Raw genomic sequence first — 20,153 nt, forward strand, 5'->3', positions numbered from 1 at the left:
CAGGTCGAAGTCCGGTATGTCGTCACCCGGTATGTCGAAACCCGGTGTGGTGGTACCCGATGTGGTGGTACCCGATGTGTCGGTACCCGATGCGTCCGTGTCCACGCTCGCCCTCCCCGCTCAGCGATGGTCCGGACCACTCAACCACAGCGGATGACTGTCCGTCAGGCGGTTTCCGCTGTCCGCTGGACCGCCCTTTCCGCCCCTCGGACGGCCGCGGCGAAGGACGGCACCCTCATCGCCGTCAGCAGCGCGACGGCCGGCCCCGCCGTGCAGACGGTGACGTACACCGGGATGACGCCCAGCAGGTGCCGGGAGCCCAGCCACTCGGCGAACAGCGGGAAGGTGCCGCCGAACGCGGCGATGGTGGCCGCGTTGACCACGCCGAGGCCGACCGCCCGCACCTCCGTCGGGAAGAGCAGTCCGGTGAAGACGTTGAGCGTGCCGAGCACCGTCGCCACCAGCATCCCCAGCACCACGGCGACGACCTGGAACGGCAGCCAGCCCTGGCGCAGCCCCGCGAGCAGCACCCCGACCAGCGGGATCGGCAGGCCGAATCCGAGCCGGGCGACCGGCAGCAGGCCGAAGCGGTCGGCGGCGGCGCCGGTGAGCAGCATGGTGACCAGCACGACGCAGAGCACCACGGTCATGAAGGAGGCCGCCTCCTCCTTGCCGATCACGTGGTAGGCGGCGGCGTACTGCGGCAGGTACGCCAGCGCGAAGTAGTAACCGACCGTCCCGCCCAGGGTGTTGAGGAAGACGGTGAGCGCCGCCCAGCGGTGCTCGCGCAGGGTCCGCAGGATCGACGGCCGGGCGGAGCGGCGCGCGTGCTCCCGGGCGCGGCGGAACTCCGCGCTCTCCGGCGCCCACCGCCGCACCCAGACGGCGGCCAGCCCGAGCAGCGCGGCGACCACGAAGCCCCAGCGCCAACCGCCGTTCTCCAGGCCGGACTTGCCGATGGTGTGGAGCAGCAGGGTGAGCAGTGCGAAGGAGAGCAGCGAGCCGATGATGATCCCGCCGTAGGAGACCGAGCTGAAGGCGAAGCGGTGCCGCGGCGGGGCGGTCTCGGTCACGTACGCGGCGACGCTGGGCGCCTCCCCGCCGAAGGCGAGGCCCTGGACGATCCGCGCGAGCACGGCCAGCAGCGCCGCCCAGATCCCGATGGTGCCGTGGCCCGGGATCAGGGCGATGCCCAGGCTGGCGACGGCGATCACCGCCATGCCGAGGCTGAGCGCGAAGCGCCGCCCCCGGGTGTCACTGATCCGCCCGATCAGGTAGGAGCCGACCGGCCGGGCGACGAAACCCACCGCGAAGGTGACGTACGCGCCGAGCACGCCGCTGACGCCGTGCTTGCCGTGCCCGAAGAGGTCCGCCGCGAAGTAGGGCGCGAGGACGGCGTAGATGCTCCAGTCGAAGGACTCGACCACCGAGCCGACCGTCGCCGCGGCCAACTCCCGTCGCCGCCCGTCGGCTTGCGCCTGCTGACGAAGCGGGGCCACCGCACTGCTTTCTGTCATGACCTCAGCATGGCACCGTTCGGACCCCCGGGGGAATCACTCGTCACACCCGGGCGCACGGCGTCGCGCGGAGCCCTTGCGCGGCACTCTGAGAATCCCATGTGACTGACGTGACGGGCAGGTGATATTTGTGTGCGGTGCATTCCATGATCACCCGTACCCCGCGGCGCGCCCTGCCCGCCGCCGTCGCAGCCGTCGCCACCGCCGCCCTGCTGGCCGGTTGCACCAGCGGGGGCGGCACCGCCGCCGCACCCGCGACCACCTCGGCCGCCGCAACGACACCGAGCGCCGCCACGGCCCCGACGCCGACGGTCAAGCCCACCGGCGCCGCCGACCCGGCGCTCAAGGCCTTCTACGGCCAGCAGCTCGCCTGGGGTCCGTGCGCGAAGGACGCGCGGAACGAGGCGGACACCGCGGCGCTGCAGTGCGCGGCCCTCAAGGTCCCGCTCGACTACACCGCCCCGGCCACCGGCACCCTGGACGTCGCCGTGGTCCGCAACCCGGCCACCAAGCCCGACCAGAGGATCGGCTCGCTGCTGATCAACCCCGGCGGCCCGGGCGGCTCCGGCGTCCAGATGGTCACCTTCGACCCCAAGGGCTTCGACGGCCCGGTGCACGACCGCTACGACATCGTCGGCTTCGACCCGCGCGGCACCGCCGGCACCAGCCCGCTCAACTGCCTGGACGACCAGACCCGGGACGGCTGGCTGGACACCGACCAGGCCACCGCCGACCACGGCAAGCAGCTGGCCGACGCCTGCCAGGCCAAGTACACCCAGGTCCTGCCGTTCGTCAGCACCCGCAACAGCGCCCGGGACATGGACGTGCTGCGCGCCGCCCTCGGCGACCAGAAGCTCAGCTACCTCGGCCTGTCCTACGGCACCTACCTCGGCTCGCTCTACGCCGAGGAGTTCCCGGACAAGGTCGGCCGGGTCGTCCTGGACGGCGCCACCTCGGCCTCCACCTCGCTGATCCAGCACAACATCGAGCAGCAGGCCGGCTTCGAGCGGGCCCTGAAGGCCTTCGCCGCGGACTGCGTCACCAAGGACGCCTGTTCGCTCGGCAAGGACCCCGACCAGGCGGCGGAGAAGCTCGCCGCGTTCCTCGACGGGCTGAAGGACAAGCCGCTCAAGACGGAGAAGGGCCGCACCCTGACCTCCAGCATCGCCTGGACCGGTGTGCTCAGCCGGCTCTACGGCGGTGAGAAGGCCTGGACCGGCCTGCGCAACTCCATCGGCTGGGCGATGGTCCGCGGCAAGGGCGACTACCTGCTCGACCTCGCCGACGGCTACAACGGCCGTGACAAGGACGGCCACTACAGCCCCTCGGCGGACGCCTACACCGCCATCCACTGCGCCGACGGCGCCACCGACGCCCCGGCCGGAGAGGCCCTGCAGGCCGCGCTGACCGACCTCGCCGCCAAGGCCCCGCTGGTCAGCAGGCACGACCCGACGGCCGCGCTGTTCGACCCGGACTGCCGGATCTGGCCGTTCCGCGCCACCGAGAAGCCGCACACGATCAAGTCGGCCGCCGCCACCCCGATCGTGGTCGTCGGCACCACCGGCGACCCGGCCACGCCGTACGCCTGGGCCGAGAAGCTCACCGCCGAGCTCGGCAACGCCGTCCTGCTCAGCCGCGACGGCGAGGGCCACACCGGGTACGGAGCCAGCAAGTGCATCCGCGCCTCGGTGGACGCCTTCCTGCTGGACGGCACCGTCCCGGCCGCCGGCATCCACTGCCCGACGGACTGACCGCTCGAGCCACCCAGCGGCGGGGGGGGGGGGGGGGGGCGCGGGCGCCCCCCCCCCCCCGGGCCGCCCCCCGCCCGCGCGCCCCCGCCCCCCGCCCGCACCCCCCCGCCCGGGCGGCCCCACCCCTGCCTCGCCCCCCCCAGTCGCCCCCCGCCCCCGGGGGCGCGGGCGCCGCGGGGCCCCCCCCCCCCCCCCCCGCCGCCGCTTTCGCAGTCACGAAGGGCTCAGAGCCAGCCGCGTCGGGCCGCCTTCAGCCCGGCCTCGAACCGGCTGGTCGCCTCCAGGCGCTCCATCAGCCCGGCCATCTGCCGCCGCACCGTCCGCATCGAGACCCCGAGGCGCTTGCCCGCGGCCTCGTCCGTCATCCCGGACGCCAGCAGCCGCAGCAGTTCCTTGTCCCCCGGGGCGATGCCGTCCTCCGGCGCCCGCTCGCGCGCGGCACCCAGGGGAACGGCCGTGTCCCAGGTCTGGTCGAAGAGCGCGACCAGGGTGGCCACCATTCCCGGCGAACTGGTGCAGAGCGCGCCCAGCCGGGAGTTGTCCGGATCGATCGGGACGAGGGCCGTGACCCGGTCGAAGATCAGCACCCTGGCGGGCAGGATCGGGCTGGTCCTGACCTCGCCGCCGCGCTCGGTGGTCCACTGGGCGTAGGCGAGCGTGGCCGGGTCGTTGCGGACGCTGTCCTGGTAGACGGCGCACATCCGCACGTTCCGCCTCAGGGCCTGCTCGTCGAGCACCCGCGAGGCCGCCAGGCTCTCCTCGGACTGGGCGCCGCCCGGGATGATCGACAGGCACTCCGTGTGGAGCCGGCGGGTGAGGATCTCGAGCCGGCCCTGGATGGCGTCGAGGCCGACGAGGCGTTCGTTGCCGTCCCGGTCGGTGTCGGGGCGCAGCGCCGAGTACTCGGCGACCGCCCTGGCCGCGGCCGCCTTACCGGCCGCCAGGGTGTGGTGCCGCCGGGCCAGTTCCTCCTCCTGACGGTGGAGCAGGTGGGCGAGGCCCGCCTCGGGGCTGACGGCCCGGAGCCCTCCGACCGCCTCCCTGGACGGCGCCAACAGGCCGAGTTCGACCAGTCGGTCGAGCGCGTCCCGGAGCTGTGACTCGGTGACGCCGACCTGTTCCGCGAGATCGGTGAGACGACTGGAGGCCCCTTCCAGCATCTCCCGGTAGACCTTCTCCGTGCAGGTGTCCAGCCCGAACGCTTCCAGCACTTCGCATCCCCCAGCTCCACAGTCGGCGTCGGCGATCCCCACCGGTGACGATCATAATCGCCGTTCCCCGTTCCTTCACCTGGCACCAACCGATTCCACCCATGGGCACGCCCCGCCCGGCCCCGCCCGGTCCCTGCCGGTCCTGTCACGGCCTGCCACGGCCTGCCACGGGTGAACGCCGACCGGGCCCCCACCGCCGCACGGTGGGGGCCCGGTTCCGGGGATCAGGCTCTCGGTTCTGTTCCTCGGTTCCGCGTCGGGTCGTGCGCCTGCGCTCAGAGCAGGTCGCTGACCTGCGAGAAACCGTTGTCCGGCCACATGCTGTACCCGCTCGCGGTGTTCAGCGTCCCGTTGCCGTTGCCGGTCCACAGCAGCAGGTTGCCGTCCGACAGCTTGCCCGCGATGTCGGCCTTGCCGTCACCGTTGAAGTCACCCGCCACCAGGTCGGACACGGCCTTGAAGCCGTTGTCCGGCCACATGCTGTACCCGGTCGTCGGGTCCAGCGTCCCGTTCCCGTTGCCGGTCCACAGCAACAGGGTGCCGTCCGACAGCTTGCCCGCGATGTCCGTCTTGCCGTCACCGTTGAAGTCCGCCGCCACCATCTCGCCGACCTGGCCGAAGCCGTTGTTCGGCCACATGCTGTACCCGCTCGCGGTGTTCAGCGTCCCGTTCCCGTTGCCGGTCCACAGCAGCAGATTGCCGTCCGACAGCTTGCCCGCGATGTCGGCCTTGCCGTCACCGTTGAAGTCGCCCGCGAGCAGGCTTTGCACGTCCTTGAAGCCGTTGTCGGGCCACATGCTGTAGCCGGTCGTGGGGTCCAGCGTCCCGTTGCCGGTGCCCGACCACAGCAGCAGGTTCCCGTCGGACAGCTTCCCGGCGACGTCCGTCTTGCCGTCACCGTTGAAGTCCGCCGCCACCATCTCGCTCACCTGGCCGAACCCGTTGTTCGGCCACATGCTGTACCCGCTCGCGGTGTTCAGCGTCCCGTTCCCGTTGCCGGTCCACAGCAGCAGATTGCCGTCCGACAGCTTGCCCGCGATGTCGCGCTTGCCGTCACCGTTGAAGTCGACCCGGGCCGGGTCGGCCGTGGGCTGCGGGTTCGGGGCGGAACCGGAGACGGCCACGTCGAGGTAGTCCCGGTCGATGTTCAGGGTGTAGCCGCCCCAGCTCTCCGTCACGTCCCCGCTGTACTGGTGGACGCGGGAGTGATTGACCCACAGGTCGCCCGGGACGTACGGGTCGGCGGTGTCGGCCTTCCCGTTCCAGTTCGCGTAGTAGAGCACGTCCGGGATGGCGTAGCCCTTGTCCCGGTTCCGGACGATGTCGGCGATGCCGCTGGAGGAGGAGCTGTAGACCGAGGACTTGTAGCCGCGCTCGTGGAGCCGGCTGGTCCAGGCCGAGACGAAGGCCAGGACCGACGAGCTGTACTGGGGGGCGTAGTTCTCCATGTCGTAGTGGAGCAGGCTGCCCTGGCCGAAGCCGAGCGCCTGGGCCTTGGCGACGGCGTCGTCGGCGGCGGCCGCGCCCTGACTCGCGGAGTTGGTGATCCGCGGGGCCTGGACGCCCGCGTAGATCGGCAGGAACCGCCAGCCGTCGCCGGCCTGTTGGCGGACCCAGTCCGCGGTGAGGTTGTCCTGGGTGCAGGTCCGCTCGGCGCCGCCGATGTAGATGCCCACGGCTCCGTACGGCGAGGCGGACTTCCAGGCCCGCATCAGCGCGGACGAAGGGGCGGTGCAGGCGTCGAAGCCCTTGCCGGTGAAGTCGGTGCTGCCGGCCGGGAGGGCAACCGTGGTGGTGAGGGCCTGCACCCCGGCGGCCGGGGCCTCGGCGGAGGAGGCGTCGGCGGACGGGGCCTCGGCGGAGGGCTTCTTCCCGGCTGCGGCGGGCGCCGCCGCCGTGGACGGCAGTCCCGCCTCGGCGACGACGGAGCGGACCAGTGCCTCGTCGTCCCCGTACGTGGCGGTGACCCGGAGGCCGCCCGCGGTGGCGGTGAACTCGCGGCTCATCGGGTCGGCGGTGACGCCGGGCGCGGAGCCGGCGTCGGCCGGCCGGACGCGCAGCGTCTCCGTGCGGCCGATCAGGCCTGACGGGCAGTTCATGCCCTCGCCGGGGGTGCCGAGGTAGATCGCGTGCCGGTCGAGGCGGACGCAGGCGGTGGGGTCTGCGGCGAGGTCGACCACCTGCCAGTCGGCGGGAACGGTGAACCGGTGGCCCAGGTAGGTCACCGACTGGGTGTCGGACGGGACGGTCGGGGTCGGGGCGGCGACGGCCGCTCCGACGGTGACGGCGGAGAGCACGAGGGAGCTTGCGGCGGCGAGCAGGGCGCGGCGGGCACGCATGGGGATCACCTTGTCGTGTGTGGAAGGGAGTTCGGTCACGGGTTCGCGGCGCCGCGTCAGCCGATGAGGGGGTCGACGGCCTTGAAGCCGTTGTCCGGCCACATGCTGTAGCCGCTCGCGGTGTTCAGGGTGCCGTTGCCGTTGCCCGTCCACAGCAGCAGGTTGCCGTCCGACAGCTTGCCCGCGATGTCGGCCTTGCCGTCGCCGTTGAAGTCGTCGGCGACGAGGTTGTCGACGGCCTTGAAGCCGTTGTCAGGCCACATGCTGTAGCCGCTCTTGGTGTCCAGCGTGCCGTTGCCGTTGCCCAGCCACAGCAGCAGATTGCCGTCCGACAACTTCCCGGCGATGTCCGTCTTGCCGTCACCGTTGAAGTCCGCCGCCACCATCTCGCCGACCTGGCCGAAGCCGTTGTCGGGCCACATGCTGTAGCCGCTCTTGGTGTCCAGCGTGCCGTTGCCGTTGCCCAGCCACAGCAGCAGATTGCCGTCCGACAGCTTCCCGGCGATGTCGGCCTTGCCGTCACCGTTGAAGTCGCCCGCGACCAGGCTGCTGACGTCCTTGAAGCCGTTGTCCGGCCACATGCTGTAGCCGCTCGCGGTGTTCAGCGTCCCGTCGCCGTTACCGGTCCACAGCAACAGGTTCCCGTCCGACAGCTTCCCGGCGATGTCCGTCTTGCCGTCACCGTTGAAGTCCGCCGCCACCATCTCGCTCACCTGGCCGAAGCCGGTGCCCGGCCACATGCTGTAGCCGCTCGCGGTGTTCAGCGTCCCGTTCCCGTTGCCCGTCCACAGCAGCAGGTTGCCGTCCGACAGCTTTCCGGCGACGTCGGCCTTGCCGTCACCGTTGAAGTCGAGGCGGAGCTTGGGCGGCTCCGGCACCGCGTCGTCGACGATGTTCTTGTAGCGCAGGCCGACGTAGTAGCTGGTGGGCCAGCCCTCGACGCTGCTGCTGTTGATGTTGGCGCGGGTCGGGCCGTGGGTGGGGTCGTTGCGGTTGCTCTCCGCGTAGTACGTGAAGTCGCCGTTGGCCTTGTTGGTCCAGCCGGCGAACAGGAAGGTGTGCTCGGCGGTGTAGTCGAGCGCGTCACCCGGCTTCAGGTCGGAGAACGGGACCTTCGTGGACACGTTGGGCAGGGTCTGGGTGACCAGGCTGCTGGTCAGGTGCCAGGCCATCGAGATGTACCCGGAGCAGTCCTCTCGGTAGGTCCCGTTGCTGTCGGTCCACCAGCCGCCCTGGTTGTACGGGACGTGCTGGTCCACCCAGCTCTGGGCGCGGGCCAGGACCTCGCTGCGGGTGATGGTGCCGCCGGCGCTGGACGCCGCCTGGACCGGCGCCGCGGCCGTGAACACGGTGGCGCAGGCGGAGGCCGCGACGAGGGCCGCCAGCGAACGGGTTGCGGCGCGGGAGGTGCGGGAGGAACGGGACATGAGGGTTCTCCTTCTCGGTGTCGGCGTCGCGATGACGCCCGGTGACGGTGCTGTCAGTGCTGCTGCGGAGCGGCCGGCGCGGTGCTCAGCCGGTCGGCCAGGCCGGTCAGGGCGCTGCGGTCCTCGGCTTCGGTCGGCGCGCCCGCGCCGCTGGTACCGGGGGTGCCGTCGGGGACGGCGAACTGGATGACGGCCAGGACGTTGTCCCGGCGGACCAGGTAGACGTGGCCGGTCTGCGGGCCCGGGGCGGACTGCCCGGCGACCGCCGTCCACTGCCGCGCGTAGGCCGTGCCGTCGTCGGTGGTCGCCGTGGTGGTGACCTCGGCGTCCTGCGGCAGCTTCGCCTCGCACTGCAGGGCGCGGGAGGTGTCCCGGCAGGCGTCCATCGCGGCGCGGAGGTCCGCGTACGCCTGCTGGGCCGCCGCCGCGTCGCGGTAACTGAAGGTGTCCTGGATGGCGGGGGTCCTGAAGGCGCTGACGTAGCCCTGCTGCTGCCAGGTCGTGGCGCCCTTGACGGTGGCGCACTCGTTGAGGCGGACGTCGTGGGTGACGGCCTGGGTGTTGGGCGGCGCGATCGGCTTCCACGAGGCGGCGGCGTTGGCGGGCAGTTGGGCGGGCGGCAGTGGAGCGGGCAGGGCCGCCGGCGCCCGCTCCCCGCCCTTGGGGGCGGGCGCGGCCGTGCCCGGTGCGGGGCCGGCCGGCGCGTCCGGGGCCGCCTCCGCGGAGGGCGGGGCCTGCGCGGCCTGGCCGGCCGGTTCTGACGGTGCCTCGGGCGCCGCCTCGGTGGGAGCCCCGGCCTCGGCGGCCGAGGCGGGCGGCGAGGGCGTCAGCGACGGAGCCGCGGCGCCGGCCTCGGCCCGGGCGGGCGGCACCGCCGAGGCTTCGGCGCCGGTGTCGAGACCGGCCCAGACGAGGCCGCCCGCGGTGACGGCGCACAGCGCGACGGCGGCGCGGACGAGGTTCGACTTCGTGGTGGCCATGGCGGGCTCCTCCTGGGACAGGGCAGATTGTGACGTGTGCACGTCACGACATGGATGGTGACGGTCCGCCGGGTACGGGCCGATCCGGTCGCCGGAGCGGGGATCAGTGGCGGATCAGGGCGAGGCCGTGCCGGGAGAGCGGTTCGCGCACTCGTTCCAGCAGCGTCCGCACCGTGGCGAACGCGGCCTCCTCGGAGTGGGAGCGGACGAAGAAGTAGAGCTCCATGCCGTCGGCGGTGAGCCGGACGGTGAGGTGTTCGAGCCCCTCACAGGGTCTGGTGTGAGCCCAGATCAGGTCCTCGACGACCGGGCCGGCGGGTTCGGGCGATCCGGCCGGAGGGCCGGCCCCCGAGGCCTCCAGCAGGGCGAACACGATCCGCACGGGGTTCAGTCCCAGCCGATCACGCTCTGCGGACCGTCCCACCCGATGACGTTCGGGGGCGCGTCCCAGCCGATCACGTTCGTCGGCCCGTCCCACCCGATCACGTTCGTCGGCCCGTCCCAGCCGATGACCTCCGAGGACGCGCCGCCGTCGGCCGTGCCCGCGGCCGCGGCCGTGACTGCGGTCCCGGCCGCGGCGGGAGTACCGTCCGCGACGGCGGCCGGGGCGCAGACGAGCGGCAGCAGGACGGCGGCGGCACCGGCGGACAGCTTCAGGGCGGCGCGGAACATGGAGGTCTCCCAGGACAGGAACGATGGGGCGGGCCGATGCGGCCCCCGAGGTCTGCGGGGTGCGGGAGTTGGCCTCCCGTCCGTTCTCCCCGCTGACCACAATCCTGCTGGTCCGGCCGTCCCCCGGGAACGGGTACGGGCTGTCACCTATGGGTCGGGCCGCTTGGTGCCACCGATCACGGCAGCGATTATGATCGTCACGGCCCGGGGGCATCGAACCCCGATTCGGCGGCCGTCGACCGGGAGACACAGGAGGGGACTCCCGGTGGCGCCGCCGGGGGCCCGACTCCTGACCGGGCGTCGGGCCCCGTCGGCCCGGGGTTCTCAGTCGTCGCCGAGGTTCCGGTAGGCAGCGGCGACGGTGAGCATCCAGGCGATCTCCTCGCGCGGGGTGCGGCCGCCGGTGGCGGCACCGGTGAGGGCGGCGGGAGGCGCCGGAGCGGGCAGGTCGCGGGTCCGGTGCAGGACGGCCGTGCGCAGCCAGCGGGCCTCGACCCGGGCCAGGTCCTCGCTCGCGTCGAGCAGCACCGCTCCTCCACCGGTCGGCGTGTCCTCCCGCAGCACCAGGACGGCGTCCCGGATGGCGAACGCCCGGTGGGCGAGGTCGACCGAGCGGTCCCCCGGGGTCAGCAGGTCCCGGAGCCGGCTGTTCGGGGTGCCGAGCACCACCTGCGGGACGGCCCTGACGACGTCCGCCCAGAGCGGGTACAGCCGCCACAGGGCGTACTGGTCGCGCACGTAGCCGACCAGGGCGCCCAGGGGCGGGACGGTCACGCCGAGCACGAACAGGACGATCATCAGGGCGGGCAGCAGCTCGCAGACCGTGTCGGTGAGCGGCACCGGCTTCCCGTCCGCGTCCAGCTCGGTCGCGTCCCCGCTGCTCAGCACGAAGTACACCCGGTAGAGCGTGTAGGACAGGCCGGTGGCGCTCGCCGCCGCCAGGAGGGTGACCCCGAGCCGCACCGCCCCGCGTGGGACGCTCGCGCGGTTGGCCCAGAAGAGCGCCGCGCCCCGCGCGGTGGCCACCGCGAAGGCGAGGTTGTACACCCCCAGGTACGCCGCCACCCCCGGGTCCCCGTAGTGGGCGTCGATGCCGAAGGCGCCGTCGTAGTCGTGCGGGAGGACGAGGAAGAACAGCAGGGTGAGGGCGAGGGCGGCGGCGCAGGTGAACAGCAGCCGCCCCCGGGCGGCGCCCCGTCCTTCCGGACGCCGGCGGACGGCCTGGACGTACTCCAGCAGGAAGTAGGCGGCCCCGACCCCGGCGAGGTGCTTGAGCAGCAGCGTCACGTCCCGGACCTGGGTCAGCTGCGCCAGCCCGGTCTCCACGACCTGCGGCCTGACGCTGACGCCCAGCGCGATCGAGACGAAGCCGCCCCAGAGCGCCCGGTTGGCCCGGGTGGCGAAGGCCGTGGGCGTCCGCCAGAGCACGACCGCCCAGGCCAGTGCGGGCATCAGCCAGGTGAACAGGGGGCGCATCAGGCCTTCCTCCAACGGGGCGGGCGTACGGGGTGCAGCAGGCTCGCGGCCAGCCGGCCGGAGACCGCGCTCGGGCCGTCGTCCGTGCCGACCAGGTCGGCCAGCAGCAGGGCGATCATCTCCGCCTCCTGCTCCTCGGCGGTGTGGTAGCCGGTCCGGCCCGCGCCGAGCAGCCCGGCGATCAGCTCGGGCGTCAGATCGGGCAGCAGGGCGGACAGCCGGGAGAGTTCGAACGTGCCGGTGTGGCCGCACAGGACGTGGCCGAGCTCGTGCAGCTTGATCAGGTCCCGGTGGGCCGGGCTGGTGCGCGGCTCGTAGTAGACGACGTCCACGCTGGGCAGCGCGATCCACAGCCCGCAGGGCAGGTCGGGGCCGAGCGCGGGCAGCGGTTCCAGGACGATGGGCCGCCCCCGCTCCTGTTCCAGCAGCGCGCGGAAGCCCTCGACGGTGAACGGGTCGGGCAGGCTCAGCGCGGAGAGCCGCTGCTCGCAGCGACGGCGCAGGCCGCGGGGAAACGCCATGGGGCAGGGTGTTCCTAGTCGTGGAGGAGACGGACCGGACGGAGGGACCGGACGGATGGACGTGTGGTCCTGCTCAGTCCCCGGCGTTCGGGTCCGGCTCCGCTCCCGCGGCGCGCTCCTCGACCTGCCGGAGGTTGTCGGCCAGGGCGAGCAGCACCCGCAGGCTGCCGTCCGAGAGCGCGGAGGCGCGTTGGACCAGGCTGACCACGCCGTCGTTGCCGAGGGCCCGCCGCAGTTCGCCGATCCGCTCCAGCTGGTCGAGTTGCTCGTCGACCACGGAGGCCTTGGCGTCGTCCAGGAAGTAGCCGGCGCCCGCGCTGATGCCGAAGCCCCGGCCCAGCCAGTCCAGCGTGTCCACGGTGGGGTTGGAGGCCTGGCCCTTCTGGTTCAGGCCGAGGTGCAGGTTGCGGACGGTGTCGCGCGAGATGACGTCCCGGCCCGCCATGCGGTTGATCCGGTCGGCGATCTCCCGGTACGCCGGGGGGCGCCCGCCCGATCTGGCCGCCTCCCGGGCCATCAACCGCTCCAGTCGGCTGGCGATCGCCGAGGCGCGGTCGACCGGGTCCTCCGGCCCGCCCGTTGCTGCAGCCCTCACCATCTGTCCCTCTCCTCGAACCGGCCACGATACCGTCGGCACCCGTCGGGTGGTAGCGGGCTCGGTCCTGGAGCTCTCGGATCCCGGGGCCCTCAGCTCCCGGGGTGGTGGAGGAACCGGTAGGTGTCCCGGTCGAGTTCGGTGACCTGGACGCCGATGGCGGCGGGCCGGTCGATCCGGGCGCGCAGGACGGCGAGCACCCGGGCGGTCAGTTCGGCGCGCTGTTCGGTGCTGCGGCCGGCCAGGATCTTCACCTCGACCAGCACCGCGGCCTCGCCGCTCGTGCCGTCGCCGACGTGGTGCCCGCCGGCGGGGCGGAAGAGGGTCTTGCAGTCCGCCACCGTGGTGTCGATCACCTCGGTGATCGCCTGGTGGACCTCGGCGGCCAGCGCCGCCCGGTCGAAGTCGAGTTCGGCCGAGTGGTCGACCAGGATCTGCGGCACGGAACCTCCAGGAGTCGTCGCCGGACACCTCGCCCGACGCCGACGACGCTATCGGACGCGCCCCGGGCCCCGGCGCGGGGTGCCGCGCCGGGGCCCAGGAGGGGTGTGACAGGTGGAACAGTGGCCGGGTCAGCAGCCGAAGTTCACCTTGCGGAAGGTCACGTAGTGGTCGGCGGTGTAGTAGTCCTCGTGGTACTGCTTGCCGGTGACGATGCGGCGGGCGCCGCGGGTCGGGGAGCCCGGGGTGACCACGGTGTACTCGTGGTAGTAGCCGGACGTCTGCGCGGGCAGCACGCGCTCCCGGTTCTGGAAGACGACGCCGTCCTGGCTGTACGGGAAGGGACCGCCGGAGGCGATCAGGTCGAGGGTGGTGTGGGCCTGCGAGGGCAGCGCGGAGAGGCACACCGAGCCGCTCACCGCGGCGTGCGCCTCGGTGGCGACGGCGATCGGCGCGAGGGTGACCAGGGCGACGGCGGCGGTGGCGGCGACGCGGGTCTTCCACGCGCGTAGAGTTCGGGTCATGACAATCAGGATGGCGGCCGTCCCGGGCCATCGGAAGCCCCGTTCCGATTCTTCATCTCCGGTCAACTCGGCGTACCCTCCGGTGTCCTGACCCGGTCAGCCGCCGAGCCCCGGCCCGGCCGCCGCGCCGGCCTCAGCCGCGCGACAGCACCAGGGACTGCACCGAGGGGAGCCGGCGCCAGTCGCTGGAGACGATGCTCGCGTGCGCCTTCGCCAGCTGCTCGGTGCGGGCCCGCGCCTGGTCGGCGGTCGGGTCGGTGGCACTGATCTCCGGGGCGACCAGGTGGGAGTCCGTCATCACCAGCAGGTAGTGGGCGTTGTCGTACCAGGCCGTGTCGATGGTCCTGACGTAGGTCGAGGCGTCACCGTCGAAGACCACGAACCAGGGCCGGATCGACGCGTCGCCACCGGTGTACTGGCCGCGCGGGTCGCCGGTGGCGGCGCCGAGCACGGACGGGAACACCTGGGCCTGGCCGATCCGGCCGGCCGCCGCGAGGTCCCGCAGGTGCCGGCCCTGCTCGACGTCGGTGTGCAGGGTGTCGAAGGGGTTGCCCAGCTCGACCGTGCCCGGGATCGCGTACAGCAGCACCTTCCCGGCCAGCGCCGAGCGGCTCGGCCAGTTGCCGGCCCGCACCGCCTCGTCGACGTTCGGGTACGAGCCGCCACCGGGCTTGGCCAGCAGATCGGCCGGGCGCAGCACGGCGGAACCGAGGTGCTGGGCGATCAACGCGTCCAGCTGGTCCGGGCCCATCCCGAGGTTGGCCGAGTAGCCGGGCTTCAGCTCCAGCTTGATCACCAGCGGCCCGGCGCCCGGGTGCGCGGCGAGCCAGACCCGGACGTCGTCCAGGCAGCTCTCCAGGTTCTGGTCGGTGCCGCCCGTGTAGAGCTGCCCGGGGGTGCCGGCGGCGGTGCAGTTGTTGGAGTTGCCGAACGGGTTGGAGTGGCTGACCTGCCACTGCTTGGTGATGATGTTCGGCCACAGGTCCAGCTCGATCATCCCGGTGCCGGTGTCCAGGCCCTGGGCCAGGTACGGGAAGGCGGCCGGGTCGTAGGTGTTGTGGATGCCGACGGTGGTCGCGGAGCCGAACGGCAGGTCGCCCGACCCGGCCGTGGTGGCGTCCGCCGGGGCGGTCGGGATCAGCGCCGCCGCGGCGGCGAGCAGGCCGGCGGCCAGGAATCCGGTCAGGGTGCGGCGTACGGTCATCGGAACGGTCCCCCCAAGTCGTGGGATGCCGGCCGCCCTTCTCCCGGGCAGCCTGACGAAGCATCGCCCGCCGGGGCGTGCTCCGAATGAAGAAGGCACGACAATAACGTGACGGCTGCACAGCTTCTCCCCCGCACCCCTCCCCTTCCTCCACGCGCTCCCCACCCGTCGCACCCGCCACGCCCACGGGACGGTGACGGACCGTCATCAGTCCGCGACACCTGGTTAGCGTGTCCCGCGAGCGGGGTGCGGGCGGCCGGTCCGAACCCCCGGCACCAGCTGCGGAGGAAGCGATGTCCTTGGTCCGGGTCCACAACTTCTCGATCTCCCTGGACGGTTACGGCACGGGTGAGGGGCAGAGCCTCGACGCGCCGTTCGGCCACGCCGCCGACCGGCTGCACACCTGGTTCTTCCAAACCCGGGCGTTCCGGCGGATGCAGGGCAAGGAGGGCGGCGACACCGGCGTGGACGACGCGCTGGCCCGCACCTGGGGCGACGGCATCGGCGCGGAGATCATGGGACGCAACAAGTTCGGCCCGCAGCGCGGCCCCTGGCAGGACGAGGACTGGCGGGGCTGGTGGGGGCCGAACCCGCCGTTCCACACCCCGGTCTTCGTGCTCACCCACCACCCGCGCCCCTCGCTGGAGATGGAGGGCGGGACGGTCTTCCACTTCGTCGACGCCTCACCCGAGGAGGCGCTGCGCCGGGCCCGGGAGGCGGCCGGCGGCCTGGACGTGCGGATCGGCGGCGGCCCGAGCACCGTCCGGGCCTTCCTGGAGGCCGATCTGGTCGACCACCTGCACGTGGTCGTGGTGCCGGTGCTGCTCGGCCGGGGCGAGCCGCTGTGGACCGAACTCGAGGGGCTGGAGCGGCGCTTCCACAGCGAGGCGGTGGCGAGTCCGAGCGGCGTCACCCACCTGACCTTCACCCGGCCATAGGGCCCGGACACGAAACGACGGCGGCGGCCTCCCCGCGGGTACGGGGAGGCCGCCGCCGTCGTGGTGCGTCGCTACCGGATCACAGCCTCCGGATCACAGCCTCCGGATCACGGCGTCCGCAGCGGCGCTACCGGGTCAGACCCGGTCGGCCGCGATCAGCACGTACTGGAAGGAGCCGTCCTTGTAGGACTCGATGAACGCCTCCTCGATGCCGGTCACCAGCGAGGTGGTGTTCCGCAGCTCCCAGTAGGGCAGGGTGTCCGGGGTCAGGTCGATGACGGCCTGCGGCACCAGGCGGTTGTCGGCCATCGCCCGCAGGTACTCGCGGCGGGAGTGGATGTTGCACTCGAAGTGGGCGTTGATCTGCGAGACCCACTTCGACGGCTGGCCGTAACGCGGGTTCCAGCAGCCGGTGATGGTGACGTACCGGCCGCCGACGCTCAGCACCCGGGAGTGCTCGGCGAACAGGTCGTGCAGGTCGACGTACATGCTGGACTCGTTGTTCCAGGAGCCCGCGACCGAGCCGGTCTCGATCGGCATGTTCAGCATGTTGGCGACCCGGGAGCGGACGAACCCGCCGATGCCCAGCTCGGCGGCGCGCTTGTTGCCGAAGTCGGCCTGCTGGGCGGAGAGGGTCAGGCCCTCGACCCGGCAGCCGAAGCGCTGGTGCGCCATCACCATCGAACCGCCACGGCCGCAACCGGCGTCGACCAGGGTGTGGTCGGCGCGGATGTCGCCCAGGTGGCTCAGCAGCACGTCGGCCTGGGCGGACTCCAGGCGGTGCAGCTCGGCGATCACCTTCTTCTCGCGCTCGCTGTCGGCCGGGTCGCCGATCGCGGCCTGGTCGATCGCACCGATGCCGTAGTGGTGGTGGTAGAGGCCGTCGACGTCACCCAGGCGGAGGTTGACCGGACGGGCCTCGTGGTCCCAGTAGCGTGCGATGTCGCCCTGGTACGGAGTCGCCGGGCCGGGGATGGCGTTGCCGGGGGTGGTGATGTCGTCGGTCACGGACATGGGTCAGCTCCTAGCGGATGGTCAGGGGATCGGTCGTCAAGGGATCGGTCGTCAAGGCAGTCGCGCCGCCGGTGGGGGTAGGGCCCACCGGAAGGGGTGGTGTCACCAGAAGTCCGGCAGCGTGTAGCGGTAGGTGTTGGTCTGGTGCCAGTAGTGGTTGCCGTCGAGCCACGCGGCCACGCCGCGCAGGAACCGTACGAGCGTGGGCACGGGGCAGGACACGGCCAGGGCCGCCGCCTCGGCCTCGAAGGCCAGCATCAGCTCGTTGTGGACCTCGACCGCCTTCAGGTAGCCCTCCTTGCGGGAGACGCCCTCACGCTCGGAGATCACCACCGGCAGGTTGAGGTGCAGTCCGGGGCTGGCGAGCTCCTTCGTGTACGAGTACAGGTCGTTGACGATGGTGGTGGCGTTGCCCGCCAGTGCGATCACCCGCTGCATCGCGGGCAGCGCGTGCAGCTCGACCGGCAGCTCGTAGCCGCCGACGGTGTCGGTGATCGTCGGGCAGGGGCGGAAGTTGTTGAACTGCCGCATGGCCAGGTACTCCCACACCTCCGGGACGTGGTCCGCCTGGTCCCAGGAGGCCTCGGCCAGGTACCCGAGGTGCAGCCGCGCCATGTCGTGCCGGAACCGGTCCGACTGGGAGGGCGTGGCGGCCCGGGTGAAGTACTCCATCGCGGAGTGGTAGGCGCGCCGGGGCGCGTCCGAGGAGAGCGAGGCCTCCCAGTCCGGGTGGTACTCCGTCGTGGTGTGCAGCGGGTCCAGGGCGGTGTGCGCGAGCAGCAGGCGGCTGCCCAGGCCGATCGGCGAACCGCCGAGGTCCTCGCAGTAGCAGTCGTCCACCGCGTTCTCGGCCACCATCAGGCGGGCCGCGAGCATCAGGTGGTCGACGCTCGGCGCGTCCGGGTGGCAGGCCACCATGTAGCGCCCGGTGGAGAAGCCGTCGAAGTCCTTGTCCCACTCCGGCGGGTAGAGCTCGACCTCCTCCATCGCCCAGACCTTGATCTCCGCGCTGAGCGCCTCCACCCGCACCGGGTCGGGCTCGGCGATCGGGTGGTGGTACAGGCCGGGGATCGGGTCGCCGCTCTTCGGCTTGCCACTCGTGGCCGCGGCGGCCGGGCCGTGGACGGTCGGACCCGCCGCGGCCGGACGCGGCGTCGCGGTCAGCGCGGACGGGACGGGCAGGACATGGCCGGACGGCACCTGGAACCCGGGGGTCTCGGGCAGCGAGACCTCGGGCACCGCGATGTCGGGCGTCGCGGCGGCGGGCTCCGCCGCGGTGCCGGGAGCCGAGGTCTCCGCAGCCGAGACCTCGGACTCGGGAACCCCGGCGGCCGGAGGTTCGACCACCGGGGCCTCGGGGGCCGGGACCTGCGACCCGAACCGCAGCCCGGAGGTGCCCAGTCCGCTGGGCCCGCCCAGGATCCGTTCGATCGCCGGCGAGCTCATGGGCCCACCGCCGGAACGGTGACGGGCCCGGATGCTGTGTCCGTTCTGGCACGCAGGGGCATGGAGCCTCCTCTGGAAGGGGTCGCACAATATGACGGGACGTCAGCTCGCCCGTCGCGACGGGGAAACCGGTTTCCGGCCCCCGTCTCGCTCGGTTCCCCACCGTAGGCGCGAAGGCGCGTTCCGCATCGCAACGGACGATCTTCCTCACCCGATAGGGTGAACGTTCATGCTGACGGCGTTTGAATGTGCCGCAGCCGTGCATCGTCCCGCCCCACGCCTTGGCACCCCTTCCCCGACCCGGCCGCCCGACCCCGCCGCCGCCCGCGTCAACCCGGTGGAACCCGGCCGTGTCCCGCTCCGGCCTTCGGCGTTGTGCCCGTCATGGCGGGGGCTGTTCGAATGCGAGATCTAATGACCGGCGGCGCCTGCCACGTGCTGGCCGCGTATCCGCAGCGCCTGACACCGGCGCCCTGGGAGCCCCGTGCGCCGTGACACCGCGGGCCGAGGCGCCGCCCGGCCCCGGCCCGCAGCACGGACCGGTCGGTCATCTCCGGGCCCGGTGCACGACCGCTCCGGTGCGGGGGACCAGAATGGGCTCGGCGCCGTGAGCACGGGGCCAGGAAGGAAGACCAGCGCATGGAGAGCCAGGCCCGCAGTCGCACCGCACTCGTCGAGGCGCTCATGGAGCGCTATCCCGACGTGCCCCGGGAGGCGGTGATCAAGGAGGACCTGCTGCGCGGCGGCATGGCCTTCGACGAGTCCGCGCTCAGTGGCAGCGCGGGCGCCGACGGGGGCGGCGAGGTCAAGCCGAAGTCGTACTTCATCTTCTCCTTCGACCACCGCACCCTGCCCGAGCTGGGCGCCGCCGCGCTCAACCGGCCGCCGGAGGAGGTCGTGCTGACCGGCGGGCCGTACGGGCTGCGCCGCACGGTGGTCTCGGTGCGGGTGAACCCGGACTCGCCGTACCGGGTCGGCGCCGGGGACGACGGCACGCTCGGCCTGTACCTGGACGGCGCCCGGATCGCCGACGTCGGCCTGCCGCCGATGCCGGACTACTACCGGCACACCCTGGCCAACGGGAAGTCGGTGATGGAGGTCGCCCCGACCATCCAGTGGGGCTACCTGATCTACCTCACGGTGTTCCGGGTCTGCCAGTACTTCGGCGCCAAGGAGGAGTGCCAGTACTGCGACATCAACCACAACTGGCGCCAGCACAAGGCCGCCGGCCGCCCGTACACCGGGGTCAAGCCGGTCGAGGAGGTGCTGGAGGCGCTGGCGCTGATCGACCAGCACGACACCGCCCGCGCCTCCCAGGCGTACACCCTCACCGGCGGGGCGATCACCTCGCACGTCGGCGGCCGGGACGAGGCCGACTTCTACGGGCAGTACGCCAAGGCCATCGAGGAACGCTTCCCCGGCCGCTGGATCGGCAAGGTGGTGGCCCAGGCGCTGCCGCGCGAGGACGTCCAGCGCTTCCACGACTACGGCGTGCGGATCTACCACCCCAACTTCGAGGTGTGGGACAAGCGGCTGTTCGAGCTCTACTGCCCGGGCAAGGAGCGCTACGTCGGCCGGGACGAGTGGCACCGCAGGATCCTCGACTCCACCGAGGTGTTCGGCCCGGAGAACGTGATCCCCAACTTCGTCGCGGGCGTGGAGATGGCCGAGCCGTTCGGCTTCACCACGGTGGACGAGGCGATCGCCTCCACCGAGGAGGGCCTGCGCTACTTCATGTCCCACGGCGTGGTGCCGCGCTTCACCACCTGGTGCCCCGAGCCCACCACCCCGCTCGGCAAGGCCAACCCGCAGGGCGCGCCGCTGGAGTACCACATCCGGCTGCTGCAGACCTATCGGGCGACCCTGGAGGAGTTCGGCCTCTCCTCCCCGCCCGGCTACGGCCCGGCCGGCCCGGGCAAGGCGGTGTTCTCGGTGAGCTCCTTCATGGACTCGCTGACCGGCTGAGGTACGACCCGGTGGCGGGGGGGCCGGGGGGGGGGCGGCCCCCCGGGGGGGGGGGGCCCGGCCGCGCCCGCCGGGGGGGGGGCGGGGGGGGGGGGGGGGGGTGGGGGCCCCGGCCCCGCCCCCGCCCCCCCC

18 protein-coding genes are annotated in these 20,153 nt (G+C 72.6%); 3 read left to right on the forward strand and 15 right to left on the reverse strand.

The features are described from left to right. Nucleotides 1-164: 164 nt before the first annotated feature. Complete coding sequence (locus ACGF13_RS21230; protein WP_392877283.1) at nt 165-1,517, reverse strand: MFS transporter; 1,353 nt, start codon at nt 1,515-1,517, stop codon at nt 165-167. 146 nt (nt 1,518-1,663) lie between these two features. Here ACGF13_RS21230 and ACGF13_RS21235 point away from each other — a divergent pair, with 146 nt between their 5' ends. After that, a complete protein-coding gene (locus tag ACGF13_RS21235) occupies nt 1,664-3,268 on the forward strand; it encodes an alpha/beta hydrolase (RefSeq protein ID WP_392877285.1) in 1,605 nt (534 codons plus the stop codon). Between the two features lie 224 nt (nt 3,269-3,492). Here ACGF13_RS21235 and ACGF13_RS21240 read toward each other — a convergent pair whose 3' ends face one another. From ACGF13_RS21240 to ACGF13_RS21295, 12 genes are all read right to left on the reverse strand, one after another. After that, nucleotides 3,493-4,479 carry a LuxR C-terminal-related transcriptional regulator gene (locus tag ACGF13_RS21240; protein ID WP_392877287.1) on the reverse strand — a complete coding sequence of 329 codons (987 nt, stop codon included), beginning with the start codon at nt 4,477-4,479 and terminating at the stop codon, nt 3,493-3,495. Between the two features lie 275 nt (nt 4,480-4,754). After that, on the reverse strand, nt 4,755-6,818 hold the full coding sequence (locus ACGF13_RS21245) for a glycoside hydrolase domain-containing protein (RefSeq protein ID WP_392877289.1): 2,064 nt from the start codon (nt 6,816-6,818) through the stop codon (nt 4,755-4,757). Between the two features lie 56 nt (nt 6,819-6,874). Next, nucleotides 6,875-8,245, reverse strand: a complete 1,371-nt coding sequence (locus ACGF13_RS21250; RefSeq protein WP_392877291.1) for an FG-GAP repeat domain-containing protein — start codon at nt 8,243-8,245, stop codon at nt 6,875-6,877. Between the two features lie 53 nt (nt 8,246-8,298). After that, nucleotides 8,299-9,225 carry a hypothetical protein gene (locus ACGF13_RS21255; protein WP_392877293.1) on the reverse strand — a complete coding sequence of 309 codons (927 nt, stop codon included), beginning with the start codon at nt 9,223-9,225 and terminating at the stop codon, nt 8,299-8,301. A 103-nt stretch (nt 9,226-9,328) separates the two neighbouring features. Further along, nucleotides 9,329-9,607, reverse strand: coding sequence for a hypothetical protein (locus tag ACGF13_RS21260; RefSeq protein ID WP_392877295.1), 279 nt, complete (start codon nt 9,605-9,607; stop codon nt 9,329-9,331). A 5-nt stretch (nt 9,608-9,612) separates the two neighbouring features. Next, on the reverse strand, nt 9,613-9,897 hold the full coding sequence (locus tag ACGF13_RS21265) for a hypothetical protein (protein WP_392877297.1): 285 nt from the start codon (nt 9,895-9,897) through the stop codon (nt 9,613-9,615). 324 nt (nt 9,898-10,221) lie between these two features. Beyond that, nucleotides 10,222-11,373, reverse strand: coding sequence for an MAB_1171c family putative transporter (locus tag ACGF13_RS21270; protein WP_392877298.1), 1,152 nt, complete (start codon nt 11,371-11,373; stop codon nt 10,222-10,224). Further along, complete coding sequence (locus tag ACGF13_RS21275; protein WP_392877300.1) at nt 11,373-11,894, reverse strand: hypothetical protein; 522 nt, start codon at nt 11,892-11,894, stop codon at nt 11,373-11,375. The genes ACGF13_RS21270 and ACGF13_RS21275 overlap by 1 nt, the downstream gene beginning before the upstream one ends. 73 nt (nt 11,895-11,967) lie before the next feature. After that, nucleotides 11,968-12,492: a hypothetical protein gene (locus ACGF13_RS21280; RefSeq protein ID WP_392877302.1), complete on the reverse strand. Its 525-nt coding sequence runs from the start codon at nt 12,490-12,492 to the stop codon at nt 11,968-11,970. Between the two features lie 89 nt (nt 12,493-12,581). Then, nucleotides 12,582-12,932 (reverse strand): 5-carboxymethyl-2-hydroxymuconate Delta-isomerase, encoded by a 351-nt coding sequence (locus ACGF13_RS21285; RefSeq protein ID WP_392877304.1) that lies wholly within the window; start codon nt 12,930-12,932, stop codon nt 12,582-12,584. Nucleotides 12,933-13,061: 129 nt separating this feature from the next. Continuing rightward, entirely contained in the window at nt 13,062-13,454 is a 393-nt protein-coding gene (locus ACGF13_RS21290) for a ribonuclease domain-containing protein (RefSeq protein WP_392877306.1), read from the reverse strand. 133 nt (nt 13,455-13,587) lie between these two features. Beyond that, nucleotides 13,588-14,658 (reverse strand): phosphatidylinositol-specific phospholipase C domain-containing protein, encoded by a 1,071-nt coding sequence (locus tag ACGF13_RS21295; RefSeq protein WP_392877307.1) that lies wholly within the window; start codon nt 14,656-14,658, stop codon nt 13,588-13,590. A 293-nt stretch (nt 14,659-14,951) separates the two neighbouring features. Here ACGF13_RS21295 and ACGF13_RS21300 point away from each other — a divergent pair, with 293 nt between their 5' ends. Then, nucleotides 14,952-15,596 carry a dihydrofolate reductase family protein gene (locus ACGF13_RS21300; protein ID WP_392877309.1) on the forward strand — a complete coding sequence of 215 codons (645 nt, stop codon included), beginning with the start codon at nt 14,952-14,954 and terminating at the stop codon, nt 15,594-15,596. A gap of 135 nt (nt 15,597-15,731) precedes the next feature. On the opposite strand, the gene ACGF13_RS21305 is transcribed toward ACGF13_RS21300, so the two are convergent. Both ACGF13_RS21305 and ACGF13_RS21310 read right to left on the reverse strand, forming a co-directional pair. Continuing rightward, nucleotides 15,732-16,610 carry a geranyl diphosphate 2-C-methyltransferase gene (locus ACGF13_RS21305; protein WP_392877311.1) on the reverse strand — a complete coding sequence of 293 codons (879 nt, stop codon included), beginning with the start codon at nt 16,608-16,610 and terminating at the stop codon, nt 15,732-15,734. A 102-nt stretch (nt 16,611-16,712) separates the two neighbouring features. Beyond that, entirely contained in the window at nt 16,713-18,056 is a 1,344-nt protein-coding gene (locus tag ACGF13_RS21310; protein ID WP_392877313.1) for a family 2 encapsulin nanocompartment cargo protein terpene cyclase, read from the reverse strand. Nucleotides 18,057-18,695: 639 nt separating this feature from the next. Here ACGF13_RS21310 and ACGF13_RS21315 point away from each other — a divergent pair. Continuing rightward, a complete protein-coding gene (locus ACGF13_RS21315; RefSeq protein WP_392877315.1) occupies nt 18,696-20,021 on the forward strand; it encodes a radical SAM protein in 1,326 nt (441 codons plus the stop codon). The last annotated feature ends 132 nt before the right edge of the window (nt 20,022-20,153 follow it).

Source organism: Kitasatospora sp. NPDC048286, assembly GCF_043201735.1.
Lineage (GTDB): Bacteria > Actinomycetota > Actinomycetes > Streptomycetales > Streptomycetaceae > Kitasatospora.